Source organism: Halomonas saccharevitans, from assembly GCF_032333995.1.
In the GTDB taxonomy this organism is placed as follows: domain Bacteria; phylum Pseudomonadota; class Gammaproteobacteria; order Pseudomonadales; family Halomonadaceae; genus Halomonas; species Halomonas saccharevitans.
Map to the genome: position 1 here is coordinate 225,169 of NZ_JAVXUR010000003.1, position 24,252 is coordinate 249,420.

22 protein-coding genes are annotated in these 24,252 nt (G+C 68.2%); 12 read left to right on the top strand and 10 right to left on the bottom strand.

Annotated features, from left to right (window positions below):
- The first annotated feature begins 165 nt into the window (after positions 1-165).
- Entirely contained in the window at positions 166-1,686 is a 1,521-nt protein-coding gene (gene exaC, locus RSO68_RS09080; RefSeq protein ID WP_315586354.1) for an acetaldehyde dehydrogenase ExaC, read from the top strand.
- A gap of 187 nt (positions 1,687-1,873) precedes the next feature.
- Positions 1,874-2,500: a methyltransferase domain-containing protein gene (locus RSO68_RS09085; RefSeq protein ID WP_315586355.1), complete on the top strand. Its 627-nt coding sequence runs from the start codon at positions 1,874-1,876 to the stop codon at positions 2,498-2,500.
- Between the two features lie 42 nt (positions 2,501-2,542).
- Here RSO68_RS09085 and RSO68_RS09090 read toward each other — a convergent pair whose 3' ends face one another.
- A complete protein-coding gene (locus RSO68_RS09090) occupies positions 2,543-3,919 on the bottom strand; it encodes an MFS transporter (protein WP_175535020.1) in 1,377 nt (458 codons plus the stop codon).
- A gap of 140 nt (positions 3,920-4,059) precedes the next feature.
- On the opposite strand from RSO68_RS09090, the gene gcvA reads away from it, so the two are divergent.
- The gene (gcvA, locus tag RSO68_RS09095) at positions 4,060-4,962 is read left to right on the top strand and encodes a transcriptional regulator GcvA (RefSeq protein ID WP_315586356.1); all 903 of its coding nucleotides are present in this window, start codon (positions 4,060-4,062) and stop codon (positions 4,960-4,962) included.
- A 95-nt stretch (positions 4,963-5,057) separates the two neighbouring features.
- Here gcvA and RSO68_RS09100 read toward each other — a convergent pair whose 3' ends face one another.
- The 5 genes from RSO68_RS09100 to RSO68_RS09120 form a co-directional block, all read right to left on the bottom strand.
- A complete protein-coding gene (locus RSO68_RS09100) occupies positions 5,058-5,864 on the bottom strand; it encodes a hypothetical protein (protein ID WP_315586357.1) in 807 nt (268 codons plus the stop codon).
- A gap of 197 nt (positions 5,865-6,061) precedes the next feature.
- The gene (locus RSO68_RS09105; RefSeq protein ID WP_315586358.1) at positions 6,062-6,772 is read right to left on the bottom strand and encodes a response regulator; all 711 of its coding nucleotides are present in this window, start codon (positions 6,770-6,772) and stop codon (positions 6,062-6,064) included.
- Positions 6,769-8,208, bottom strand: coding sequence for an ATP-binding protein (locus tag RSO68_RS09110; RefSeq protein ID WP_315586359.1), 1,440 nt, complete (start codon positions 8,206-8,208; stop codon positions 6,769-6,771). The genes RSO68_RS09105 and RSO68_RS09110 overlap by 4 nt, the downstream gene beginning before the upstream one ends.
- A gap of 159 nt (positions 8,209-8,367) precedes the next feature.
- Positions 8,368-9,294, bottom strand: a complete 927-nt coding sequence (locus RSO68_RS09115) for a lysine exporter LysO family protein (RefSeq protein WP_315586360.1) — start codon at positions 9,292-9,294, stop codon at positions 8,368-8,370.
- 83 nt (positions 9,295-9,377) lie between these two features.
- On the bottom strand, positions 9,378-10,046 hold the full coding sequence (locus RSO68_RS09120; RefSeq protein ID WP_315586361.1) for a hypothetical protein: 669 nt from the start codon (positions 10,044-10,046) through the stop codon (positions 9,378-9,380).
- Between the two features lie 187 nt (positions 10,047-10,233).
- On the opposite strand from RSO68_RS09120, the gene RSO68_RS09125 reads away from it, so the two are divergent.
- From RSO68_RS09125 to RSO68_RS09135, 3 genes are all read left to right on the top strand, one after another.
- Positions 10,234-10,794 (top strand): DJ-1/PfpI family protein, encoded by a 561-nt coding sequence (locus tag RSO68_RS09125; protein ID WP_315586362.1) that lies wholly within the window; start codon positions 10,234-10,236, stop codon positions 10,792-10,794.
- Between the two features lie 52 nt (positions 10,795-10,846).
- Entirely contained in the window at positions 10,847-11,479 is a 633-nt protein-coding gene (locus tag RSO68_RS09130; protein ID WP_315586363.1) for a TetR/AcrR family transcriptional regulator, read from the top strand.
- A gap of 125 nt (positions 11,480-11,604) precedes the next feature.
- Entirely contained in the window at positions 11,605-12,342 is a 738-nt protein-coding gene (locus tag RSO68_RS09135) for an SDR family oxidoreductase (RefSeq protein ID WP_315586364.1), read from the top strand.
- Positions 12,343-12,565: 223 nt separating this feature from the next.
- Here the strand turns inward: RSO68_RS09135 and RSO68_RS09140 are convergent, their stop codons facing one another.
- The 4 genes from RSO68_RS09140 to RSO68_RS09155 form a co-directional block, all read right to left on the bottom strand.
- Positions 12,566-13,912, bottom strand: a complete 1,347-nt coding sequence (locus RSO68_RS09140) for a nicotinate phosphoribosyltransferase (protein ID WP_315586365.1) — start codon at positions 13,910-13,912, stop codon at positions 12,566-12,568.
- A complete protein-coding gene (locus RSO68_RS09145; RefSeq protein WP_315586366.1) occupies positions 13,909-14,475 on the bottom strand; it encodes a nicotinamidase in 567 nt (188 codons plus the stop codon). Before RSO68_RS09145 ends, RSO68_RS09140 begins: the two co-directional genes overlap by 4 nt.
- Positions 14,476-14,557: 82 nt before the next feature.
- Positions 14,558-15,517, bottom strand: a complete 960-nt coding sequence (locus tag RSO68_RS09150; protein ID WP_315586367.1) for a 2-hydroxyacid dehydrogenase — start codon at positions 15,515-15,517, stop codon at positions 14,558-14,560.
- A gap of 70 nt (positions 15,518-15,587) precedes the next feature.
- Positions 15,588-17,237: a methyl-accepting chemotaxis protein gene (locus tag RSO68_RS09155; protein ID WP_315586368.1), complete on the bottom strand. Its 1,650-nt coding sequence runs from the start codon at positions 17,235-17,237 to the stop codon at positions 15,588-15,590.
- Positions 17,238-17,624: 387 nt separating this feature from the next.
- Here RSO68_RS09155 and doeA point away from each other — a divergent pair, with 387 nt between their 5' ends.
- The 6 genes from doeA (at position 17,625) to RSO68_RS09185 (ending at position 24,210) form a co-directional block, all read left to right on the top strand.
- A complete protein-coding gene (gene doeA / locus RSO68_RS09160) occupies positions 17,625-18,824 on the top strand; it encodes an ectoine hydrolase DoeA (protein WP_089846765.1) in 1,200 nt (399 codons plus the stop codon).
- A 173-nt stretch (positions 18,825-18,997) separates the two neighbouring features.
- On the top strand, positions 18,998-20,011 hold the full coding sequence (gene doeB / locus RSO68_RS09165; RefSeq protein ID WP_315586369.1) for a N(2)-acetyl-L-2,4-diaminobutanoate deacetylase DoeB: 1,014 nt from the start codon (positions 18,998-19,000) through the stop codon (positions 20,009-20,011).
- On the top strand, positions 20,008-20,481 hold the full coding sequence (locus RSO68_RS09170; protein WP_089846762.1) for an Lrp/AsnC family transcriptional regulator: 474 nt from the start codon (positions 20,008-20,010) through the stop codon (positions 20,479-20,481). Before doeB ends, RSO68_RS09170 begins: the two co-directional genes overlap by 4 nt.
- Before the next feature lie 187 nt (positions 20,482-20,668).
- A complete protein-coding gene (locus RSO68_RS09175) occupies positions 20,669-21,538 on the top strand; it encodes a carbon-nitrogen hydrolase family protein (RefSeq protein WP_089846760.1) in 870 nt (289 codons plus the stop codon).
- 153 nt (positions 21,539-21,691) lie between these two features.
- Complete coding sequence (locus tag RSO68_RS09180) at positions 21,692-23,164, top strand: biotin carboxylase (protein ID WP_315586370.1); 1,473 nt, start codon at positions 21,692-21,694, stop codon at positions 23,162-23,164.
- Positions 23,165-23,211: 47 nt separating this feature from the next.
- Positions 23,212-24,210, top strand: coding sequence for a C45 family autoproteolytic acyltransferase/hydolase (locus tag RSO68_RS09185; RefSeq protein ID WP_245781438.1), 999 nt, complete (start codon positions 23,212-23,214; stop codon positions 24,208-24,210).
- Positions 24,211-24,252 lie beyond the last annotated feature (42 nt).

A 24,252-nucleotide genomic window follows, 5' to 3' on the forward strand; every position in this document is an offset into this window, starting at 1 on the left:
GCATCGCGCCTCCGTGGCGGCGCACCGAGCGCGACGCCTGGGCCTCCTCCCGAAGGAGGAGCCTGGCTCCTGCCACCGGAGTATGTCGCGAACGGCCGCGCTCACCAAGACTAAGAGATGAACCTCCATCACGACACCATAACGACAATAGCCAGGAGTCACGCCATGATCTACGCCAACCCCGGCCAGGCCGGTTCGGTCGTCAGCTTCGAGCCGCGCTACGGCAACTACATCGGCGGCGAGTTCGTGCCCCCGGTGAAGGGCCAGTACTTCGACAACGTCAGCCCGGTCAACGGCGAGGTGTTCTGCCAGATTCCCCGCTCTACCGCCGAGGACATCGACCTCGCCCTGGACGCCGCCCACCAGGCCGCCCCGGCCTGGGGCAAGACCTCGGCCGCCGAGCGCTCCAACGTGCTGCTCAGGATCGCCGATCGCATGGAGCAGAACCTCGAGATGCTCGCCGTGGCCGATACCTGGGACAACGGCAAGGCGGTCCGCGAGACCTTGAATGCCGACCTGCCGCTGGCCGTCGACCACTTCCGCTACTTCGCCGGCTGCATCCGCGCCCAGGAAGGGACCGCCGCGGACATCGACGCCAACACCGTGGCCTACCACTTCCACGAGCCGCTGGGCGTGGTGGGGCAGATCATCCCCTGGAACTTCCCGCTGCTGATGGCCGTCTGGAAGCTGGCGCCGGCGCTGGCGGCGGGCAACTGCGTGGTGCTCAAGCCCGCCGAGCAGACCCCGGCCTCGATCCTCAAGCTGATGGAGCTGGTCGGTGACCTGCTGCCGCCCGGCGTGCTCAACGTCGTCAACGGCTACGGCGCCGAGGCCGGCCAGGCGCTAGCGACCAGCAAGCGCATCGCCAAGATCGCCTTCACCGGCTCCACACCGGTGGGCGCGCACATCCTCAAGTGCGCCGCCGAGAACATCATCCCCTCCACGGTGGAGCTGGGCGGCAAGTCGCCAAACATCTACTTCGCCGACATCATGAAGGCCGAGCCGGCCTTCATCGACAAGGCCGCCGAGGGTCTGGTGCTGGCCTTCTTCAACCAGGGCGAGGTGTGCACCTGCCCCTCTCGCGCCCTGATCCAGGAGAGCATGTACGACGGCTTCATGGCCAAGGTCATGGAGAAGGTGGGGCAGATCAAGCGCGGCAACCCGCTGGATACCGACGTCCAGGTCGGCGCCCAGGCCTCCCAGGAGCAGTTCGACAAGATCATGTCCTACATGGACATCGCCCGCGAGGAGGGCGCCGAGTTCCTGACCGGCGGCAAGCCCGAGACCCTGGATCCGGCCATCAACAACGGCTATTACATCCAGCCGACCCTGCTCAAGGGCAACAACAGCATGCGCGTCTTCCAGGAGGAGATCTTCGGCCCGGTGGTAGCGGTGACCACCTTCAAGGACGAGGAAGAGGCGCTGGCCATCGCCAACGACACCGAGTTCGGCCTCGGCGCGGGCGTCTGGAGTCGCGACATGAACGTCGCCTTCCGCATGGGCCGCGGCATCCAGGCCGGCCGCGTCTGGACCAACTGCTATCACCAGTATCCCGCCCACGCCGCCTTCGGCGGCTACAAGAAGTCCGGCGTCGGCCGCGAGACCCATAAGGTGGCCCTCGAGCACTACCAGCAGACCAAGAACCTGCTGGTGAGCTACGACATCAATCCGCTGGGCTTCTTCTGATCGGCCTTTACTGATCGTCTGTACTGATGGCCTGTACGGATGATTTAAGCCCGGCAGAGGCCTCGGCGATAACCGAGCAGGTAGTTAGGCGCGACGCGAGTCGCGCCTTTTTTTCGTCGCTCGCTACACGCCCCGCCCGCTTTTGCGTCATCATCACTCGCCCCGCTTCCGACCGGACGATACGGCGATGACCGACCTCGAAGACCCCGATCTCCACCAGGCGCGCCTGCAGCGGGCGGCGTCGCTGATCCGGCAGAGCGGGGCGCGGCGGGTCCTCGATCTCGGCTGCGGCTCCGGGGGTCTGCTGCAGTACCTGCTGCGCGACGAGCAGTTCGAGCGGGTGGTCGGCCTGGAGCTCAGTGGCGAGCTGCTCGCCCAGGCCAAGCTGAGACTTTCGACCCTGCCGGCCGCCCGTGCGGGGCGCCTCGAGCTGATCTGCGGCTCCTATGCCGAGGCCCACCCGGCGCTTGTCGGCTTCGAGGCCGCGGCCATGGTCGAGACTATCGAGCACGTGCCCTCCGAGTCGCTCTCCCGGGTCGAGCGGGCGGTCTTCGCCGGCCTGCGCCCCAGGCTGCTGGTGATGACCACTCCCAATGGCGAGTACAACCCGCTTTACGGCCTGGCGCCCGGCGAGTTTCGCGATCCCGATCACAAGTTCGAGTGGGGCCGGGCGCGCTTTCGCGACTGGGGGCAGGGCGTCGCCCGTCGCAACGGCTACCGGGTGCGCTTCTCGGGGGTCGGCGAACTCGACCCCCACCTCGGCCAGCCGACCCAGGTGGCGCTGTTCACACGCACTCCGCCCCAGACCGAGTGAGCGCGGTCACCACTCACGGGCACTAGCCGGACCTCACTATAGCTATAGCGGCGAGGGGCGGGGCGCGCCGTGATCCGCCCAGGCGTCCTCGCTCTCCGCCGGCGCGCAAGCGGCGGCTTCCGGCTCGCCCTCGAGGTCGAGTTCCAGCTGCTCGGCTTCGTTGGCGGCCTCCTCGGCCCAGGTGGTGCCCAGCGCCGCGCTACCCGCCGGCATGGCGACATAGTGGCCGTGGGTCTCCGAGGCATGGCCCGGATATCGCACCAGGCAGTAGAGGCCGACGGCGACGAGCAGGGCATGGATCGCCGCCATGTCCCACATGAAGCCGCCGGGGCCGAGCCACTCCATCAGCAGGCCGGTGCTGACCGGGCCGAGGGTGGCGCCGATGCCCAGCGCCAGCACCAGGCTGCTGCTGGCCGCGATCACCTGGCTCGAGGTCAGGTCGTCGTTGGCAGTCGCCAGGCACAGCGAGTAGAGGGTCAGGCTGGTGCCGCCCAGGGCCGCCCCCAGCAATATCCTCAGCAGCGGCGCGTCGGCGTCTACCGTCAGGCCGGCCAGCGCCAGCAGGGTGGCCAGCCCGGCCACCACCACGATCACCTTCTGGCGGTCGGTCTTGTCCGACAGCTTGCCCAGCGGCCACTGCAGGAGCGCCCCGCCGAGGATGAAGGCGCCCATGAAGGCGGCGACCTCGTCCACCGCCATGCCCGAGCGGGTGGCGTAGACTGCGCCCATGCCGAACACGGTGCCGTTGGCGATGCCGGTGAGCAGGCAGCCGATGGTGCCCAGCGGCGAGAGGCGGCACAGCCGCAGCAGGCTCATGGACTCGGGCTGGCTGGTGTCCGGCTGCGGGGTATGGCTCAAGAGTATCGGCACCAGCGCCAGCGACACCAGGATCGACACCAGCAGGAAGAGGATCACGCCGCTGGGGTCGGCCAGGTTGAGCATCAGCTGACCGCCGCCCATGCCGAGGTAGCTGATCACCATGTAGAAGGCCAGCAGGCGGCCGCGCAGCTGGTTGGAGGCGTAGCCGTTGAGCCAGCTCTCGGTTACCACATAGAGGCCGGCGTAGGCGAAGCCGGTCACCAGGCGCATGCCGGCCCAGATCCAGGGATCGATGACCATTACGTGGACCAGGATGGCGATCGAGGTGATCGAGGCCAGCGCGGCGAAGACCCGAATATGGCCCACCTCGCGCAGCTTGCGTGGGGTCAGGGTCGAGCCGGCCAGGAAGCCCACGAAGTAGGAGGACATGATGAAGCCGGTCGCGGTATTGCCGAAGGCCTCCTCGGCGGCGCGCATGCCCAGCAGGCTGCCCATCAGGCCGTTGCCGAGCATTAGCAGGCCGACGCCCAGCAGCAGCGCCCAGAGGCTCCAGGCGGCGGAGGCGGTAGTGGTGCCGGGGCGGGGGGCCGTGATCGCCATGGGTGGCTCCTGACGAAAGAAAAATTGGGGCTTGTCGATTTGGCGCCTGATGCGGCGCAGGCAGGTAAAATAGGGCTCTAGTGCTATGCTGACAAACGCGATTTGCTACATCGATGCACAAGAAAAACTAAGGGTCATCCATGCGCCGACTCCCACCCCTCAACGGCCTGCGCGCCTTCGAGGCCGCCGCTCGCCACGAGAGCTTTGCCACCGCCGGCACGGAGCTTCACGTCACCGCCTCGGCGGTCAGTCAGCAGGTGCGTGCCCTGGAGGCCTGGCTGGAGGTGGCGCTGTTTGCCCGCCACGCCCGAGGGCTCGAGCTGACCGAGGCGGGGGAGCGCTACCTGCCGGAGCTCAGCGAGGCCTTCGATCGGCTGGAGCAGGCCACCCGCGTGCTGCAGAGTCGCGAGGCCGGCCAGGTGCTGACCCTCAACGTCACTCCGTCGCTGGGCACGCAATGGCTGGTGCCGCGGCTCTGGGAGTTCAACGCCCGCCATCCCGAGGTCGACGTGCGCATCGGCGCTACCGAGCGCAACGTCGACCTGCGCCGTGAAGATGTCGATCTGGCGGTGCGCCTGGGACCGTCGCGGGAGGCGGGCGTGGTCTCGGAGCTGCTGCTGCGCGAGACCCTGGCGCCGGTGTGCGCGCCGGCCCTGCTCGAGGGCGAGGCGCCACTGACCGAACCCGCCGATCTCGGCCGCCAGCGGCTGCTGCACATCTTCGACCCGCACCCCGGCCCCCGGGTGACCGGCTGGCGCGAGTGGCTGGCGATGGCCGGTGCGCCGCAGGTGGACGCCCGCTCGGGGCCGCGCTTCAGCGTCTGGTACCTGGCGATCATGGAGGCGGTGGCCGGGCGGGGCGTGGCGCTGGGCCCCTTCAGCCTGGTCCGCGAGGAGCTGCGGGCGGGGCGGCTGGTGGCCCCCTTCGAGCCCTGGCTGCCGGCCGGCGTCGACTATTACCTGGCCTACCGGGCCGATGCCCTCGGCAACCCTGCCCTGGCGGCCTGTCGCGACTGGCTGCACGAGCTCTGTGCCCGGAAGTGAGCGGCTGGCCGCAGCCGGCCATCAACAGCGGCGCCCGGCACGAGGCCGGGCGCGATATCGGTGAGACGAGGCAGGTTCAGTCGTCGCAGGCAGGTTCAGTCGTTGAGAAACGCTCCCTGGCCGCTGCCCTTGCCGCCGTCGCGGCCATGTTTCTCCATGCCATGGCGACGGCGCGGTTCGATCGCCTCGCGCATCTCTGCGAGCTGCTCGTCGCTGAGGATTCGACTGAGCGCTTCCTGATGCCCCTCGCGCAGCTCGCGCATCGCCTCGCGACGCTCCTCACGTGAATCGAGCTCGCGGGCGCGCAGCGCCTGCATGTCGGTATAGATCGCCTCGCGGGCCTCGCGGGCCTCGCGAAGCGTCTCGCGTTCGGCGTCCGAGAGCTGCCAGGTGTCGACCAGCGCGGTCAGGCGCTGCTGCATGGCCTCGCGATGCGCCTGGCGCCTTTCGTTACGCCACTCTTGACGCTGCTCTTCATAAAGTGCCTGGCGCGCCGTGGCCAGGGCCTCGCGCTGCTCTTCATCGAGGATCTCGTCTATGCGCTGGCGGTGCGTCTCACGCAGTTCACGAACCGCCTCGCGGTGCTCGGTGCGGGCGGTCTCCAGGGTCTCGCGGGTCTCGTCGTCGATGCCGGCGCGCTCGAAGAGGGCGCGGCGGTGGTCGTCATGGTGTTCGTCAGGGTGACCGCGGTGGTGTCGGCCGTAATCGCTCGAGTGATGGCCTTCGAGATGGCTTCCGTGATGACCGTCGTGATGGTCGGTGTAAGGGGGTTCATGGTGCCCGCCCCGGTCGCCGGAGGAGGCGAGAGCCGAGGGCGAGACGGAGGCGACGGCCGTGACCAGGAGGGAAAGGGCCAGCAGCGAAGGGGCCAGCAGGGGACGGGTGGGCGAGCGTTTCATCATGGCAGGACTCCTTGAGGACCCGGGCGGGTCGGGATGACGGTGCCAGTCTCGTCGCTCGATGTGCAGCCGGCATGCAGCGACGGTGCAAAAGCCGTGAATCCGCTGGCTTCTCCATTCTAGCGTTCCTCCGGCGCTCTCTCCTCCAGCGCTCCTACAGCACTTCTCCTGCGCTCTACCCTGTAGCGCGCCTTCGGCGCTTACTCCTCCGGCTGATATTTGTAGCCCACGCCGTATACCGAGCGGATCACCTCGCGTTCCGGCCAGGTCTCGGCGATCTTGCGGCGCAGCTTCTTGACGTGGCTGTCCACGGTGCGCTCGGAGACAATGCGATGATCGCGGTACATGTGATCCATCAGCTGCTCGCGGGCGAAGATGCGCCCGGGCGACTGCATCATCACCTTGAGCAGCTGGAACTCCACCGCGGTCAGCCCCAGGTCCCGCCCATCGGCCAGCGCCCGCCAGCCCTCCTCGTCGAGGACCAGGTCGCTGCCGCCGCCGGGGGCGGGGCCCTGGGCCGCTCGGCTGCGCCGCAGTACGGCCTTGATCCGTGCCACCACCTCCCGGGGGCTGAAGGGCTTGCAGATGTAGTCGTCGGCACCCAGCTCCAGGCCGAGCAGGCGGTCGACCTCCTCGACCCGCGCGGTGAGCATGACGATGGCGATGTCGGGCCAGCGCTGGCGCACCTCCCGGCACAGCGTCAGGCCGTCGGTGCCCGGCAGCATCAGGTCGAGCAGGATCAGCTCGGGGCGCGTCGCGCGGCCGTCGAGCCAGGGCAGCACGGCATCGCCGTGGGCCAGGTGGTGGCTGGTGAAGCCGCTGCCCTGGAGGTAGTCGGCGACCAGGCGGGCGATCTTGGGTTCGTCCTCGACGATCAGGATCTGAGCCGGATCGGCGTCATGGTTACTCATGCGGCGTCCTCCCTGGACGAATGGTCCTGGATGGCGGTAAAGGTCAGGGTCCAGCATAGCCCGCCGAGCGCGGAGGGCGAGGCCTCCATGTGGGCGCCGTGGGCGCGAGCAAGGGCGGTGGCGATCGAGAGCCCCAGGCCGCTGCCGCCGCTGGCGCGATTGCGCGACCCCTCGACTCGGTAGAGTCGCTCGGTGAGCCGCGGCAGGTCGGCCTCGGGCACCCCGGGAGCGCTGTCCTCCCAGGTCACTCGCACCTGGCCATCGCGACAGGTCAGGCGCACGCGCAGCCGCCCCGGCGAGCGGGTGTAGGCGCAGGTATTGTCGATCAGGTTGTTCCACAGCTGGCGCAGGCGCTGGACGTCGCCGCGGATCCAGGCCGGCCCCTCGACCTCGCGCTCCAGGCGGATGCCGCTGTCGTCGAGCCAGCCGGCGGCCTCATCGAGGCGCGAGGCGAGGCTCTCGGCCAGGTCCAGCGGGGCCAGCTGGACCTCCAGGGCGCCGGCATCGCTCTGGGAGAGCAACCGCAGATCGGCGACCAGGCGCTCGAGCTGGCCCACCTCCTGGGCCAGCGAGTGCAGGTTGTCGGCGTCCAGCGCGCGGATGCCGTCCTGCATCGCCTCGATCTCGCCGCGCAGCACGGCGAGCGGCGTGCGCAGCTCGTGGGCGATGTCCGAGACCCATCGGTTGCGCGCCTCACGGCTGGCCTCCAGGGTCGCCGCCAGGACGTTGAAGTCGTGGGCCAGGCTCGCCAGCTCGTCGCGGCCGTGTTCGGCCAGGCGGGTGCTGTAGTCGCCCTCGGTGAGGCGCCGAGTGGCCCGGGCCATGCCGCGGGTGCGCCGCCCCAGCCACCAGGAGAGGCCGCCGGCCAGCAGCAGCGAGGCCAGCCCCAGGGCGGCGACGATGATGCCCAGGTTGCGCTGCTGGCGGGAGAGGAAGATGCGATCCATGCGCGCCATCAGCTGCTGGGGCGGCCGGTAGCCGAGCATGCCGACCTCCTCGCCGTCGCTCTCGATGGGCAGCCAGCGAAGCTCCGCCGCCTCTTGGTCGCCGTCCGGGGGCAGGCCGATCACCGGCAGGCCGCCGGCGTCGTGGAGCACGAAGTCCTTGGGATCGCCTAGGCGCCGCTCGATGCCCTCCGGCGGCGGCGTGTCGCCGGGCCACAGCTGACGGCGCACCAGCCGGTGCCAGGCGCGCGGCGACTGGCGCAGCCACTGCCAGTCGCCGCGGCTCGCCCACTCCTCGGCGAGCCCCTCGGCCAGGGTCTCGGCGCGGCGGGTCTGGGTCTTGTCGAGGTACTCGATGAAGCCCTGATCGAGGCTGCGCGAGACGGCCAGGAACACCAGCCCCGAAATGGCCACGTTGACTACCAGGATGATCGCGAACAGTTTGATGCCGAGTCGCGAGACGGCCGGGCGGGGGAGGCGAGGCGCGCGCATGGGCAGGCTCCGAAAGCGAGGGGCGGCGAGAGAGGCAGCGAGAGTATCGATCATTCTCGCCGCGCGGCGTGCAGCCTTCGTTCAGGCTCTGTGCAGCCAATGTGCAGGTTGTCGAAAGCCTCGCGCACGCGGAGGGGGGCCGGTAAGGCCGCCCGTGGCTCACAGCGTGAGCAAAAACAGGATCAGCGGCGGCGATAGCAGCGAGAGGATGAAGCCCGAGACCACGGCCACCGGCACGCAGGCGACGCCGCCGTGCTGCTGGATCACCGGCAGGGTGAAGTCCATGGAGGTGGCGCCGCCGTAGCCGATGGCCAGCGCCGCGTGGCGGCGGATCACCAGCGGGATCAGCACGAAGGCGAGCAGCTCCCGGGCCAGGTCGTTGAAGAAGGCCACGCCGCCCAGCAGTGGGCCGAGCTGGTCGCCGATCAGGATGCCGGAGAGCGAGTACCAGCCGAAGCCGGCCGCCATGGCCAGGCCCTCGTTCCAGGCGAGATCCAGCAGCGGCGCGGCGAGCAGGCCGCCGAGCAGCGAGCTGGCGCCCAGGGTCAGGGCGATGGCCAGGCCGAAGCGGTTGAGCACGATCTGTCGCAAGGGCATGCCGGAGTTGCGCAGCTGGCAGCCGATCAGCGCCAGCAGCGCGTAGAGCACCCACTCCGCCAGGCGCTCGGCGAGCGCGAACAGGCCGCTGCCGGTCAGCCACTCCAGCAGCAGGCCGATCACCACGCCGGCTACCACCACTGCCACCAGCGCCAGCGAGCCTAGCATGGCGGCAAACTTGCTGGTGGGCGCCCCCTCCACCACTGCCGAGGTGCCGGCGGTAAGGCCCAGTCGGCGCGACAGCCACCACAGGGCGGTCAGGTTGCAGGTCGAGATCACCGCGAACAGCAGCAGTGCCTGGCTCCCCAGGCGAGAGAGCTGGCCGCCCAGGTCGTCGAGCCCGGCGAGGCTCACGCCCATCAGCAGCAGGATCACGTAGATCGAGGCGTTGACGCCGTGATTGATCGGCGTCATCCATCGGGGATCGCGGACCCGGACCAGGTAGCCCAGCACCAGGGGCAACAGCACGATCAGCAGACCGCTCAGCATCGAGACTCCCTTCCCGTCGGGGTCGCCGGCGGCGACCGAAAGCCGCCCACTCTAGTCAATTTCCCTTCGGGGAGGAAGCGCGCTCAGCGCGGGGGCAGGTCGAGCTCGCTCAGCGACAGGCGGCTGCGCCGCTCGCCGTCGCGGTGATACTCCATGGCGAGCAGCAGGCCGGGCACGCCGGGGTGGAAGCTGAAGCGCAGTTGGCGATCCGGCTCGTCGGGCTCGATGACCTCTACTCGCACGGCCTCGAAGTTGCCGGCCGGCAGCGAGAGCGCGGTGCGCGGCAGCAGCCGGTACTCGACAAGGGTCTCGCGACCGCGATGGTCGAGGTAGCGAAGCCGGCAGGGGGCGGTGCACTCTGCGGCCGTGGCGCGTCGTGACAGCTCGAACAGCGCCGCCTGGCGGTCGGGCAGCCGGGCCAGGGCCTCGTGGTCGAGGGCGTAGCGCTTGCCGACGCCCAGCAGGGAATAGCCGCTGGCGTAGTGCAGCGAGCGCACGGCCTCGCCGGCGAGGAAACGGCTGCGCTCGCGGCCCTGGGCCAGCGTGATGTCGGCACGCATATCGCTCAGCCACTGGGTCCCGTCGCGGGAGAGGCGATGCTCGATGGTGGCGTTCGGCCAGCCGTCAACCTCCAGATGATAGCGGGCCTCGAAGGGGCGCGGCTCGGCGGCGAGCACGCCGACGCCGGCCAGCAACAGAAAGGGCAGCAGTACGAGCAGCAGGGCGCGGCGATATCGTGGCAGTGAGGACATGTTGACGCTCCAGGGCGCTCGGTCGGCAGGGATGAGAGTCCAGGCGAGCCGTGGGGTTCCCGAGGCGAGCGCCAATGCGCCTCGGCGGTGCCCGGCGGGGCTGCTAGGCTTGCGGTGAAGTGCGGCGTCTGTCGCATCACTGACCGCGAGCCCGCGTCCAGAGGCTCACCCCAACGAGGAGATTCCCATGGCCAGACTCTTGCTGATCGCCGGCGACTACGTCGAGGACTACGAGATCATGGTGCCCTTCCAGGCCCTGCAGGCCATGGGGCACACGGTCGATGCCGTCTGTCCCGACAAGCGCGAGGGCGACAAGGTGCGCACCGCCATCCACGACTTCGAGGGCGACCAGACCTACTCCGAGAAGCCCGGCCACGACTTCGTCCTCAACGCCACCTTCGCCGAGGTGAGCGCCGAGGACTACGACGGCCTGGTCGTGCCCGGCGGGCGCGCCCCGGAATACCTGCGTCTCGATGAGCGCGTGCTGGAGGTGGTTCGCCACTTCTTCGAGTACGACAAGCCGACGGCGGCCATCTGCCATGGCGCCCAGCTGCTGGCGGCGGCGGTGCCGCTCGAGGGTTTTCGCGTCTCGGCCTACCCCGCCTGTGCGCCGGAGGTGCGCCTTGCCGGCGGCGACTTCGCCGAGATCGCCGTCGATCAGGCCGTCACCAGTGGTATGCTGGTCTCCGCACCGGCCTGGCCGGCCCATCCGGCCTGGCTGAAGCAGTTCGCCGCCCTGTTGGACTGACCGAATCCGGCGGGGTTTGACGCCACTAGACGACTGGTCTATTCTTTGCCGTATGAAGACGCAAGCCACCCGTGACAAGCTGATCCAGATCGGCGCCGAGCTGATCGCCGAGCAGGGCTTCAACGCCACCGGCATCAACGCGGTGCTGAGCCGGGCCGGAGTCCCCAAGGGCTCCTTCTACCACTACTTCTCGAGCAAGGAAGATTTCGGCCTGGCCGTGATCGACGCCTTCGCCGAGCAGTATGATGCCCGCCTGGTGGCCATCCTCCAGGCGCCGGATCAGCCGCCACTGGCGCGCCTACGCCGTTACTTCGAGGCCGGCCGGACCGACATGCACTCCTGCGATCACGCACGGGGCTGTCTGATCGGCAACCTCGGTCAGGAACTCTCCTCGCGCAGCGAGGCGTTTCGCGCGCGGCTCGATCAGGTGTTTCGCCAGTGGGAACGGCACCTGGTGGCTTGCCTCGAGGAGGCCCGCGCGGCCGGCGAGGTGGCCGAGGAGCTCGACGTCGAGCGTCTCGCCGGCTTCATCCTGGCCGGCTGGCAGGGCGCCATGCTGCGCGCCAAGACCACCAAGTCCCTGGCGCCCATGGAGGCCTTCGAGCAGGTACTGTTCCACGAACTGCTGGGTCGTGAGGTGAAACCTCGGGAAACGGCCGCCGGCGCGGCCCCCGAGACGCCCTAGCCCAGCGAGGTCGTCGTCCTGGCGCGTATCATGACGACGGCCTCTCGATCTAATCATTTACCCCGTTTCTAGTAGACTGGTCTATAAGGCCTGTACCGCAGAACGAATGCACAGGAGTTGCATCGATGTCCGAGATTCAAGGCAAGGTCGTGATCATTACCGGGGCCAGCAGCGGCCTCGGCGAAGCCACCGCGCATCGTCTGGCCAAGGCCGGTGCCAAGCTGGTGCTCGGCGCCCGCCGCGAAGAGCGCCTGCAGTCCTTGCGTGACGACATCGTCGAGCAGGGCGGCGAGGCGATTTACCGGGTCACCGACGTGACCGACCGCGAGCAGGTCGAGGCCCTGGCCGAGGCCGCCAAAGAGGCCTACGGCCGCATCGACGTGCTGATCAACAACGCCGGCCTGATGCCACTGTCGCCGCTTGACCAGCTCAAGGTCGACGAGTGGGAGCAGATGGTCGACGTCAACATCAAGGGGGTGCTCTACGGCGTCGCCGCGGTGCTGCCGACCATGCGCGAGCAGCATGCTGGCCATATCATCAATCTCTCCTCGGTGGCCGGCCACGTGGTCTTCCCCTCCGCCGCTGTCTACTGCGCCACCAAGTACGCGGTCAAGGCGCTCTCCGAGGGCATCCGCCAGGAGGGCGGCGAGGAGATCCGCTCCACCAACATCTCGCCGGGTGCGGTGGCCACCGAGCTCACTTCCACCATCAGCGATGAGGAGACCGCCAAGGGTGTGAATGAGCTCTATGAGATGGCCATCGACGCCGATGCCATCGCCCGGGCGATCGTCTACGCCATCGAGCAGCCGGGCGATGTCGACGTCAACGAGCTGATCATCCGGCCGACCAAGCAGCCGCTCTAAGCGGTACGCTCGGCGGGCACGCCGCCCGCCGAACGATCGGCTTTCGAGAGCGATGTTAATGAGCCAGGGCACGGTGCGAAGCGCCGTGCCCTGGTTTTTTCGTGAGTGCCTTGTGTGAGTGCCTTGTGTGAGTATTTTGCGTCAGCGCTTTGCTTAAGTGCCTGGCGTGGGCTCGTCGATCTGATGCGTGGCGTGAGAAGGGCGCTGTTATCCGGCCGGCCGTTCAGGAGCGCGACTGCAGGCGCTCGAGGCCAGGGCTCAGCATGACCGGGTAGTCGCTCTCGCCCGCCTCGAGGCGCCGGACGTCCGCAGGGAAGCGGGGCAGGGCGTCGGCGACCCGCTCTCGGGCCTCGTCGGCGCGGGTCATCTCGGCATCGACCAGGCGGCCGGCCTTCACCAGAGGGCGCAGCAGCGGCTCGCCGGCCGCGACCGGCTCGTCGCGCAGGGCGATCATGTCGCCGAGGTAGTGGCCCTGCTCGTCCCGGCGGCGATAGAGCTGCTTGGGGCAGGGCAGGTTGATCTTGCCCGGCGAGTGCTTGATGCGCGGCTCGCCCGCGTAGGCCACCAGCTTGTAGGAAAGATCGATCACCGGCGCGTCCGCCGATACCCCCATCTGGGTGCCTACGCCAAAGGCGTCGATGGGCGCCCCCGCCTCGAGCAGCGCCTCAATCTGGACCTCGTCGAGGCCGCTACTGGCGACGATCTGCACCTCGTCATGGCCGGCGGCGTCGAGCAGTCGGCGCGCGCCCCGGGCCAGCTCGGCCAGGTCGCCGGAGTCGAGCCGGATGGCCTTCACCGCGAGCGCCGGCTCCTCGCCCATCAGCTCGATCACCTTCTGCACCCCTTCCAGGGTGTCGTGAGTATCGACCAACAGGGTGGTGCGGGGATAGTGGCGGGCGAAGGCGCGAAAGGCCTCCCGCTCGCTGTCGTGGGCCAGCACGTAGCTGTGGGCCATGGTGCCGTTGAGGGCCAGGTCGTGGCGCAGGCCGCCGAGCACGTTGCTGGTGCCGGCAAGCCCCGCGGTGCGGTAGGCGCGAACCCCACGCACCGCGGCATCGATGCCGTGCATGCGCCGCATGCCGAAATCCACCACCGGCCGGCCCCGCGCCGCCATCACGATGCGTACCGCCTTGGACGCCAGCACCGTCTCCAGCTGCACCAGGTTCATCGCCAGGCTCTCGAGAAGCTGGGCCTGGGCGATGGGCGCCTCCACCTCCATCAGCGGCTCGTTGGCGAACACCGGCGTGCCCTCGGGCAGGGTCCAGATATCCCCCTCGAAGCGCCAGTTGGCCAGCCAGTCGAGAAAACCGTCCTCGAAGAGCCCGGTGTCGGCCAGGCGCGAAAGGGCGGTGTCGCCGAAGCTCAGCCGGCTGAGCCGCTCGGCGGCGTGCTGCTGGCCGCAGGCAAGCATGAAGCGACGCTCGGGGGGCAGTCGGCGAAAGAACAGGCTGAAGGTAGCGACACCGTCCATGGCCTCCTTCCAGTAGGCCTGGGTCATGGTCAGCTGGTAGAGGTCGGTGAGCAGGGCCAGCTCCTCCTCGCCTACCGTCAGCGGGAGCAGTTCGCTCATGGGCGCACCTCGACGCCGGCATCGATCAGCGCGTTGCGGGCGTCGTCCACGGCGTTAGGATCCACCGCGGCGCTGAGAGACTCGAGCAGGCGCACGGCGAAGTCCGCCCGGCGGGCGTCCAGCGCCGTGGCCTTGACGCAGACGTCCAGCGCCAGGCCGCACACGATCACCCGCTCGATGCCCTTTTCGCGCAGATAGCCGGCCAGGCCCGTGCCGTCGAAGGCGGAGTAGGCGTCGGCATCGAAGGCCGTGGCCTTGCTGACGCGCACCGTCTCGGCGGGCAGGGCGAGGTCGGGATTGAAGGCCGCCTCTTCGGTGTCCTGCACGCAGTGCACCGGCCAGGGGCCGCCGCGATAGTCGAAGCTTACGTGATCGACGGGATGCCAGTCCCGCGAGGCGACGACCAGGGCGCCCGCCGCCCGGGCCGCCTCGATCTCGGCGTTGATGGCGGGAACCAGGGCCGCGCCGCCGTTCACGGCCAGGGCGCCGCCCTCGCAGAAGTCGTTCTGCATGTCCACGACGAGCAGCGCGTCGCGGGGATCATAGTGCTCGTTAACGCTCATCACGCACCTCCCGGGAGGTCGTTGGGTGTCCCTCCACAGGGTAGGGGCTGCGTCGCGGTTGTTGTAGGGGCCGGTCGGCCGCTCAATAGCCGGCCTGGGGGTCGACGGTATCGATCGGCGCCCCGGCCTCGAAGGCGCGCAGCGCCTCGGCCACCTGATCGAGCGCCTCCTCGAGCGGCGTGGGACCGGCCATGTGGGGAGTAACCCAGACACGCGGGTGCGACCAGAGCCGGCTCGCCTCGGGTAGCGGCTCCTCGGGGAAGGCGTCGAGCAGCGCGCCGCGCAGCCGGCCCTGCACCTCGTCATCCTCCTCGCTCTCGCCCTCGTCTTCCCCCAGGGCATCGAGCAGCGCCGCCTCATCGATCAGGGTGCCGCGGCCTGGATTGATCAGGCTCGCCCCCTCGGGAAGCCGCGCCAGGGCGGCGGCATCGATGATGTGGTGCGTTGAGGGGGTGTCGGGCAGCAGCAGCACCAGGCTCTTGACCCGCTCGAGCAGCGCCTCGAGGCCGGCGTCGCCGTGGTGGCAGTGGATGCCGGGCAGCGACTTGGGCGAGCGACTCCAGCCATGCACCGGGAAGCCGTCGGCGGCCACCATGGCGGCCACCTTGGCGCCGATGGCGCCCAGCCCCAGCACGCCCACCGGCCAGTCGGCCTTGTCGACCACCGCGTGTTCCCGCCACTGGAGGCGCGCCTGCTGGCGGCGATAGCGGTCGAAGTCGCGCTGGAAGTGCAGCAGGCCGTAGCGCACGTAGTCGCCGATCAGCTCGGCCATGCCGGCATCGCGCAGCTTGACGATCGGCACGTCCCGGGGGAGTCCCGGGTTGTTCAGCAGGGCATCGACCCCGGCGCCGAGGTTGACGATGCCCTTGAGCGCTACCGGCTCGCCGAGCAGCTCGGCGGAGGGCTTCCACACGGCGAGATAGTCCGCGCGACGACGCTGCTCGGTCGGGGCCGCGCTGGTGATCACCTCGGCCTCGGGCAGCCTTGTAGCCAGGGCGTCTCGCCACTGCTCGGCGTCGTCGATATGGACCAGCACTCGCATGGTGACCTCCGGGGGAAGATGGACGTTGGCGTCCATCTTCCCGGTTTCGCCGGCGCGGGAAAAGCCCCGGTCAGGCCGGCGTCGCGCGGCGAGTGTGGCGGGCGTTCGTCGGGGGCGTGTCCGCATGAGTCGGGGTCGACGCCTTCTGCTCGCCGTGCGCCTCGTGCTTGGCGGCGACCCGGAAGCGGGCGACCCGCTCGGCAAGCTCGGCGGCCTGGGTCTCGAGGGTCGCCGCCGAGGCGTTGGTAGCCTGTACCAGGCCGGCGTTCTGCTGGGTGGTCGAATCGAGTTCGGCCACCGCCGTGCCGATCTGCGCCAGGCCATCTGACTGCTCGCGGGTGGCCGCCCCGATGCGCATCACCTCCTCGCCGAGGCGCTCGATGCTGTGGGTGGTCTCGGTCATGCTGACGCCGCTCTGCTCCACCTGGCGGGCGCACTCGCCGAGTTGGCGGCGCGTGCCCTCCAGCAGCTGGCGTATCTCGCTGGCGGCATCGGCGCTGCGGCTGGCCAGGGCCCGCACCTCGGTCGCCACCACGGCGAAGCCGCGTCCCTTCTCGCCGGCCCGTGCGGCCTCCACCGAGGCATTGAGCGCCAGGATGTTGGTCTGGAAGGCGATGGTGTCGATGGTCGCGATGATGGTGTCCATGCGCCCGGCATCGGCGACCACGGCCTGGATCAGCGATACGCTGCGAGTCACGCTGTCGCGGCTGTCCCAGGCCTGGGTCGTGGCGCTCTCGGCTAGGCCGTCAGCCTCGCGCGTGCTCTGCGCGTTCTGCGATACCGAACTGGTGATCTCCTCCATGCTGGCGGCGCTCTGCTGCAGGGCGCTGGCCTGCTGCTCGGTCCGCGCCGCCAGATCCTGGCCGCCCCGGGCGATCTCCTCGGCGCCGCGGTGAACGGTAGTGCCGGTCTGGCGGATCGAGGCGACCAGACTGCCCAGTGAGTCGGTCATCTGGCGCAGTGCGCCGAGCAGGCGAGCGGTTTCGTCGCGCCCCTCGACCTCGATGGTCTCGCTGAGATCGCCCTTGGCGACTCGCTCGGTGACCGCCAGCGCCTGGCTCAGCGGGCGCACGATGCTTCGGGTGATCGATAGCGAGAGAGCGACGGCCATTGCCAGGGCCAGACCGGCGAAGACCAGCAAGCCGGTGAGGGCGCTGCGGTGGCGATCGACGATGCTGGTCTCGGCGTCGACCATCTGGGCCTCGGCGCGCTCGCCGATGGCGTTGGCGGTGTCCTTGAGGTCGTAGACCGCGGCCTTGTGGGCCGAAAAGGCGCGGTTGGCGGCGATGGTGGTGGCGAAGTCGCCTGACAGGAGTCGGCGATAGGTGTCATCGAAGCCGGCAGCGTATTCATCAAGAGCCTCTCCGGCCTTTCGATAGAGCTCGCCGAGTTCAGGGGTGGGAGCCAAGTCGATGCCGGCTTCCAGGGTGCCGGCGAGGTGCTTGCGCGCCCCGCGCCACTTGTCGTGGTACTCCGCGACCTTCTCGGCATCGCGCAGGTTGATGAAGGCGTCCTTCTCGTAGCGGCGCAGTTGCAGGGCAAGCCGCTGGACCCTCGAGGCGTTGAGGGCAATGGCGGTATCGACGTCAAGAGTCTCGACGGCGGTGGTCTTGACCTGTGACAGGCCGCGGATGCCGACGCCGACGGCGGCCAGCAGCAGTAGGACGATAAGCGCGAAGGCAAGGGCGAGCCGTGCGCCGATGGAGAAGCGTTGCAGCATGGGGCAGAACCTTGGATGACGGATGACGCCGCTTTATCGGCCGGCGCGCGTCGTTTCTTAAACCCATGTTTTCTAATGTTTTAACGGCTCCATCGGTGAAGGCGCACGTCATCGTTTGGGGAGGCGCGGGGGACTCGGTCACGCACGCCAACCCGGGCACGCTCGCAGCAGGTCTCCGGGAGGCCGCGGAGCGGAATCTTAGCCCCCGAAGAAATGCTTGACCGCCTACCATGGGTTGGCAGTAACCTGCTCTTAGATAAGCGATCGACTGCGCGGCGCGACCCCGGCCCGTGACCGGGATGGCCCTCGGCAGTGCGCGGCACCCCGGCCCGGCCTTCTCGACGCAGAGAGGGCCGATTTGTTGATGATGCGATGACGAGTGGATTCATGATTCAGGTTTCTCTGCCCTTCACTCGTGAAGAATATGCGACACGCCTGTGGAAGGTGCGCGCCGAGATGGCCAGCCGCGGTATCGACGTGCTGATCGTCAGCGACCCCTCCAACATGGCCTGGTTGACCGGCTATGACGGCTGGTCCTTCTATGTGCATCAGTGCGTGCTGGTCGGCCTGGAAGGGGAGCCGGTGTGGTATGGCCGACGGATGGATGCCAACGGGGCCCTGCGTACCTGCTGGATCGACCCGGACAACATCACCTACTACCCGGATTACTACGTCCAGAATCCGGACATGCACCCCATGGACTATCTCGCCCAGACCATCCTGCCCGACCGGGGCTGGCATGAGGGCGTGGTGGGCATGGAGATGGACAACTACTACTTCTCGGCCAAGGCCTACCAGAGTCTGCTGCGCGAGCTGCCTCATGCGCGCTTCATGGACGCCAACTCGCTGGTCAACTGGTGCCGGGCGATCAAGTCGCCCCAGGAGATCGAGTACATGCGGGTGGCCGCAAAGATCGTCGAGGGCATGCACACGCGCATCCTCGAGGTGATCGAGCCGGGCCTGCCCAAGAGCCAGCTGGTCTCGGAGATCTACCGGGTGGCCATCGAGGGCTGGCGCGACGACCAGGGCAAGATCTACGGCGGTGACTACCCCGCCATCGTGCCCATGCTGCCTACCGGCTCGGATGCCGCCGCCCCGCACCTGACCTGGGACGATTCGCCGTTCCGCGAGGGCGAAGGCACCTTCTTCGAGATCGCCGGGGTGTTCAAGCGCTATCACGCCCCGATGTCGCGCACCGTCTTCCTGGGCAAGCCGCCGAAGGAGTTCGTGCGCGCCGAGTCGGCGCTGCTCGAGGGCATCGAGAACGGCCTGGCGGTGGCCAGGCCCGGCAATCGCACCGCGGATATCGCCATGGCGCTGGGCTCGGCCATGGACAAATACGGCTTCGACCGCGGCGGCGCCCGCTGCGGCTATCCCATCGGCATCAGCTACCCGCCGGACTGGGGCGAGCGCACCATGAGTCTGCGCCCCTCGGACGAGACCATCCTGCAGCCGGGCATGACCTTCCACTTCATGCCGGGCCTGTGGGAGGACGACTGGGGCCTGGAGATTACCGAGAGCATCCTGATCACCGAGACCGGCTGCGAGACCCTGGCCGATTTCCCGCGTCAATTGTTTGTACGCTGAGCAGCAGCGAGCATCACCGTAGCGAGGGGCGCCGGGGATAGGCCGGAAGGGAGGTCCGAGGACCAGGGACGGCCGAGGTAGCGCCCAGGGAGGGGTTCACAGCGCCTCCGAGAGGCCTATCGCCGGATCAGCCGCGAGCGTCTACTCGCTACTGTCTAACTAGGAGTTTCACCATGACCAAGCGTCCCAGCCCCATCAGCGCCACCGTCGACTTCGACGCCGACGGCGTGCAGCACGGCTTCCTGAAGCTGCCGATCTCCAACGACGAGTCGGCCTGGGGGGCGGTGATGATCCCGATCACCGTGGTCAAGAACGGCGACGGCCCCACGGCGCTGCTGACCGGCGGCAACCACGGCGACGAGTACGAGGGCATCACCGCGCTGATGAAACTCGCCAGCTCCCTCGAGGCGAAAGACGTGCAGGGTCGGGTGATCATCGTGCCGATGATGAACGTGCCGGCGGCGATGGCCGGCCGGCGCACCTCGCCGATGGACGGAGGCAACCTCAACCGCAGCTTCCCCGGCGACCCGGATGGCAGCGTGACCGAGAAGATCGCCGACTACTTCACCCGGGTGATGGTGCCGATGAGCGACGTGGTGCTCGACCTGCACTCCGGTGGGCGCACCCTGGACATCATCCCGTTTGGCGCCTCCCACGTGCTGGAGGACGCCGACCAGCAGCGCCGGGCGCTGGAGGGGGCCAAGGCCTTCGGGGCGCCCTACGCCATGATCATGTTCGAGCTCGATGCGGCGGCGCTGTTCGATACCGTGGTGGAGCGCCAGGGCAAGATCTTCGTGGCCACCGAGCTCGGCGGCGGCGGCACCTCCACGCCGGAGAGCCTGGCGATCACCGAGCGCGGCGTGCGCAACTTCCTGATCCAGTACGGGCTGATCGAGGGGCAGGTGGAGATGCCCGCCGAGCCCCAGGTTTATCTCGATATGCCCGATGCCAGCTGCTATGTGCAGAGCGAGCATTCCGGCCTGCTGGAGCTGACCCTGGCGCTGGGTGAGGCGGTGGAGCAGGGCCAGGTGATCGCCCGGGTCTACGACATGACCCGCAGCGGCACGCCGCCGGTCGAGTACCGCGCCGAGCGCAGCGGCATCCTCGCCGCGCGGCGCTTTCCGGCGCAGGTCAACATGGGGGATACCATTGCGGTGATCGCCGAGGTGGTCGAGTCGCTGGCATGAAGCTCGATCGCTACGATCTGAAGATCCTCGAGATACTCTCCCGCGATGGGCGGATCACCAAGTCGAAGCTGGCCGAGGCGATCAACCTCTCGGTCAGCCCCTGCTGGGAACGGGTACGGCGGCTCGAGAAGGCCGGCATCATCGAGGGCTACGCGGCGCGCATCAATCCCGATGCGCTCGTCAAGCGCACCCCGGTATGGGTGCAGATCGAGCTCAAGGCGCACAATGCCGAGAGCTTCGCCCGCTTCGAGGCCCTGGTTCACGCCACCCCCGAGGTCACCGAATGCGTGGCCGTCGGCGGGGGCGTCGACTACCTGATCAAGTTCGAGACCGACTCCATCGACGCCTACCAGCGCCTCATGGATGCCTGGCTGACCGGCGAGGCCGGCATCGAACGCTACTTCACCTACATCGTCACCAAGGCGGTGAAGCGTCCCTCCCCGGGGTTCTGCCCCGACGATCTCGCCTGATCTTCTCTCGCGTCAGAGCGCAATCGCAGCGTTGATGTGACATCGCCTTGTGTGTCATAAGCTGAACTTGGTGGGTGGGCGTTTGCCCACCCGACCGGGCGATCCTGCCGGCACGCGATCGTTGGTGTCGGTTCGGGTTCGAAAGTGCCCCGGAAGTGTTCAAGATCGCCTGACGCAGAGAGCTCCTATGTCCTATTTCACGATTGCCGGGGTGCAGATGCACGCCCTGCACCACGGTGACAACACCGAGGCCATGCGCCATCGGATCGACGTGCTGATGGGCCGCTTCCCTCAGGTACAGATGGTCCTGTTCAGCGAACTGATGCCCCTGGGGGCCTCGCCCCATCATGCGCAACCGCTGCCCAGCGGCGCCGAGGCGCTGTTCTGCCAGATCGCCGAGCAGCATCGCATCTGGCTGATCCCCGGCTCGATGTTCGAGCATACCGAAGACGGCATCTTCAACACCCTCTCGGTGATCAATCCCCACGGCCAGGTGGTGTCTCGCTTTCGCAAGATGTTTCCCTTCCGCCCCTATGAGGCGGGCGTGGAGGGCGGCAGCGAGTTCGTGGTCTTCGACGTGCCCAACGTGGCGCGCTTCGGGGTCTCGATCTGCTACGACATGTGGTTCCCCGAGACCACCCGCACCCTGGCCGCCATGGGCGCCGAGGTGATCCTGCACCCGACCATGACCGACACCATCGACCGCGACATCGAGCTATCGATCGCGCGCACCAATGCGGCCGTCAACCAGTGCTACTTCTTCGATATCAATGGCGCCGGCGCCCTTGGCAACGGACGCTCCATCGTGGTGGGGCCCTCCGGCGACGTGATCCATCAGGCGGGCACCGGAGAGGAGGTCATGCCCATCGAGGTCGACATCAGCCGGGTGCGCCGTGAGCGCGAGACCGGTCTGCGCGGCCTGGGCCAGCCGTTGAAGAGCTTTCGCGACCGCGCGGTAGACTTCTCGCTGTACCGCAGCGAGACCGGCTCGAGCCCATTCCTCGATACCCTGGGCCCGCTGGCAAAGCCGGTCCGAGCCAACGTCGAGGAGTACTGATCCTCGCCCGCGGGCGGTGCCTCGAAGACGACTGGAGGTCTCATGCTGGAGTACCTGTCTCGACTGCTGCGCCGCCTGTTCGGCCATTCCCCCGCGGACACTTCCCCGTCACTGGCGCCCGGCGCCTCTTCTGTACCCGATGGAGCGACCACGATGAGCAAAATAACAACCATTGCCGATGTACGCCGCCACTTCCTCAATAACAAGGAGCCGATCTACTTCATCTCGGCCACCAACTTCAACCTGCTGGGCATCGGCGACTGGGTGGGCAACTTCCGCCACATCAACTACATCGATTGCTTCGAGGGTCAGCAGCGCAACGTCTTCGTGCCCAAGGAGAAGTTCCCCCGCGACTTCGAGAGCATCGAGGACATCAACAACTACCTCCTCGAGCACAAGGAGGTCATCGACTTCATCCAGTCGCGCGCCGACGGCGAGAATGCCGGCGTGGCGGCCTTCCTGATGTTCGACGAGCACACCGAGGAGGTCTGCGAGCAGCTCGGCCTCAAGGTGGCCTTCCCGCCGGCCAAGCTGCGCTCGCGCATGGACAACAAGATCGAGACCGTGCGCATCGGCAACAAGGCTGGCGTGCCCAGCGTGCCCAACGTGCTGGCCCGGGTGGGCAGCTACCAGGAGCTGTGCGAGGTCAGCAAGGAGCTCGGCGACGACCTGGTGGTGCAGACCGCCTTCGGCGACTCCGGCCACACCACCTTCTTCATCTCCAACGAAGACGACTACTACAAGCACGCCGAGGAGATCGAGGCCGAGTCCGAGGTCAAGATCATGAAGCGCATCAACTGCCGCGGCTCCGCCATCGAGGCCTGTGCCACCCGCTGCGGCACCGTGGTCGGCCCGCTGATGACCGAGCTGGTCGGCTTCAAGACGCTGACGCCCTACAAGGGGGGCTGGTGCGGCAACGAGATGTTCGCTGGCGCCTTCGATCAGTCGGTTCGCGACAAGGCTCGCGAGTACACCTTTCAGTTCGGCGAGGCGCTGCGCGAGGAGGGCTATCGCGGCTACTTCGAGCTCGACTTCCTGATCGACATGGACAATGGTGAGGTCTATCTCGGTGAGCTCAATCCACGAGTCACCGGCGCCAGCTCGCTGACCAACGTGGCGGCCTTCGCCCACTCCGACATACCGCTGTTCCTGTTCCACCTGCTGGAGTTCTCCGACGTCGACTTCGATCTCGACATCAACGAGATCAACGAGCGCTGGGCGCATCCCGAGAGCGTCGACAGCTGGAGCCAGCTGGTGATCAAACACACCGACGAGAGCGTCGACCTGCTGACCCAGGCGCCGCGCACCGGGGTCTGGAAGATGGCCGGCGACGGCAGCATCGGCTACCACCACTATAACTATCACCCCCATGCCGCCGAGGACGAGAGCGAGGGCTTCTTCCTGCGCATCAGCGGGGCCGGCGACTTCCGCTACGAGGGCGCCGATCTCGGCATCCTGATCACCCGCGGACGCCTGATGGACGACGACTTTCAGCTCAACGACCGCGCCAAGGCGTGGATCGACGGCATCCGCGGCCAGTACGCGGGGCAGTCGCTCCAGGATCCGGTGGTGGAAGAGGTGGCCGTCAGCCACGCCGTCGGCGGCGGCAACTTCAAGATCCTGTGAATACCGGGATCGGTTCCCCTTCGTCGCGGGAGGTGCCGCCGGGCGACATGAACAAGATGCTCGATTTCCGCACCGTGCACGAGGAGACGGCGGGGCCGCGCTGGCAGGGGCTGTTCGCGTACCACTGGCCGGCCTACGAGCAGTGGTACCTGAGCGAAGGGGAGCGCGAGCGACCGGGGTATCTCGCCTGCTACAACGCGCTGCGACAGCACATGCCGGAGCTGCTCGATACCTACCGGGCGCTCTGCACGCTGACCGGCGGTGGCGATCTCGCCGCGCGCTTTTTGAGCCTCTACCAGCCGCCGCCCTACATCACCGGCTGCTCCCAGGCGGTGCTGGCAAGTCCCACCTCGACGCTGCTGGCGCGCAACTACGACTACCCCCCGGAGCTCTGCGAGGGGACCATCCTCTATACCCGCTGGAACGAGCGGCGGGTGATCGCCATGACCGACTGTCTGTGGGGCGTGCTCGACGGCATGAATGACCGAGGGCTCGCCGTATCGCTGGCCTTCGGCGGGCGCAAGTCGGTAGGCCAGGGCTTCGGCGCGCCGATCATCCTGCGCTACCTGCTGGAGTTCTGCGACAGCGTGCCCGAGGCCGCCGAGGTGCTGGCGCGCATCCCCACCCACATGGCCTACAACATCACCGTGGCCGACGCCGCCGGGCGCTACGTCACGGCGATGATCGGACCGGACCGTCGTGCCAGCATCCGGCGGGTGCCGGTGGCGACCAACCACCAGAAGAAGATCGAGTGGTATGCCCATGCGCTCGCCTCGGAGACGCTGATCCGCGAGCGTCAGCTGTCGATCCTGGTGGACGACGAGACCACCACCGAGGAGCGGCTGATCGCCGCCTTCTCGTCGCCGCCGCTTTTTCGCCACGACTATCGCCGCGGGCTGGGCACGGTCTATACCGCGGTCTATCGCCCCACGACGGGACGCGCGCAGTTTCACTGGCCCGGCCTGACCCTCGATCTGGGCTTCGATCACTTCCCCGAGGAGCGGATCACCGTGCGCTACGGGGCGCGCGGCCTGCATGCCGGCTGATCCCGGCCCGCTCGCCGCCGCCTTTCAATAACAACGAACCTG

Coding starts and splice junctions, on each gene's coding strand:
- exaC (WP_315586354.1), top strand. CDS start 166: ATGATCTACGCCAACCCCGGCCAGGCCGGTTCGGTCGTCAGCTTCGAG.
- RSO68_RS09085 (WP_315586355.1), top strand. CDS start 1,874: ATGACCGACCTCGAAGACCCCGATCTCCACCAGGCGCGCCTGCAGCGG.
- RSO68_RS09090 (WP_175535020.1), bottom strand. CDS start 3,919: ATGGCGATCACGGCCCCCCGCCCCGGCACCACTACCGCCTCCGCCGCC.
- gcvA (WP_315586356.1), top strand. CDS start 4,060: ATGCGCCGACTCCCACCCCTCAACGGCCTGCGCGCCTTCGAGGCCGCC.
- RSO68_RS09100 (WP_315586357.1), bottom strand. CDS start 5,864: ATGATGAAACGCTCGCCCACCCGTCCCCTGCTGGCCCCTTCGCTGCTG.
- RSO68_RS09105 (WP_315586358.1), bottom strand. CDS start 6,772: ATGAGTAACCATGACGCCGATCCGGCTCAGATCCTGATCGTCGAGGAC.
- RSO68_RS09110 (WP_315586359.1), bottom strand. CDS start 8,208: ATGCGCGCGCCTCGCCTCCCCCGCCCGGCCGTCTCGCGACTCGGCATC.
- RSO68_RS09115 (WP_315586360.1), bottom strand. CDS start 9,294: ATGCTGAGCGGTCTGCTGATCGTGCTGTTGCCCCTGGTGCTGGGCTAC.
- RSO68_RS09120 (WP_315586361.1), bottom strand. CDS start 10,046: ATGTCCTCACTGCCACGATATCGCCGCGCCCTGCTGCTCGTACTGCTG.
- RSO68_RS09125 (WP_315586362.1), top strand. CDS start 10,234: ATGGCCAGACTCTTGCTGATCGCCGGCGACTACGTCGAGGACTACGAG.
- RSO68_RS09130 (WP_315586363.1), top strand. CDS start 10,847: ATGAAGACGCAAGCCACCCGTGACAAGCTGATCCAGATCGGCGCCGAG.
- RSO68_RS09135 (WP_315586364.1), top strand. CDS start 11,605: ATGTCCGAGATTCAAGGCAAGGTCGTGATCATTACCGGGGCCAGCAGC.
- RSO68_RS09140 (WP_315586365.1), bottom strand. CDS start 13,912: ATGAGCGAACTGCTCCCGCTGACGGTAGGCGAGGAGGAGCTGGCCCTG.
- RSO68_RS09145 (WP_315586366.1), bottom strand. CDS start 14,475: ATGAGCGTTAACGAGCACTATGATCCCCGCGACGCGCTGCTCGTCGTG.
- RSO68_RS09150 (WP_315586367.1), bottom strand. CDS start 15,517: ATGCGAGTGCTGGTCCATATCGACGACGCCGAGCAGTGGCGAGACGCC.
- RSO68_RS09155 (WP_315586368.1), bottom strand. CDS start 17,237: ATGCTGCAACGCTTCTCCATCGGCGCACGGCTCGCCCTTGCCTTCGCG.
- doeA (WP_089846765.1), top strand. CDS start 17,625: ATGATTCAGGTTTCTCTGCCCTTCACTCGTGAAGAATATGCGACACGC.
- doeB (WP_315586369.1), top strand. CDS start 18,998: ATGACCAAGCGTCCCAGCCCCATCAGCGCCACCGTCGACTTCGACGCC.
- RSO68_RS09170 (WP_089846762.1), top strand. CDS start 20,008: ATGAAGCTCGATCGCTACGATCTGAAGATCCTCGAGATACTCTCCCGC.
- RSO68_RS09175 (WP_089846760.1), top strand. CDS start 20,669: ATGTCCTATTTCACGATTGCCGGGGTGCAGATGCACGCCCTGCACCAC.
- RSO68_RS09180 (WP_315586370.1), top strand. CDS start 21,692: ATGAGCAAAATAACAACCATTGCCGATGTACGCCGCCACTTCCTCAAT.
- RSO68_RS09185 (WP_245781438.1), top strand. CDS start 23,212: ATGAACAAGATGCTCGATTTCCGCACCGTGCACGAGGAGACGGCGGGG.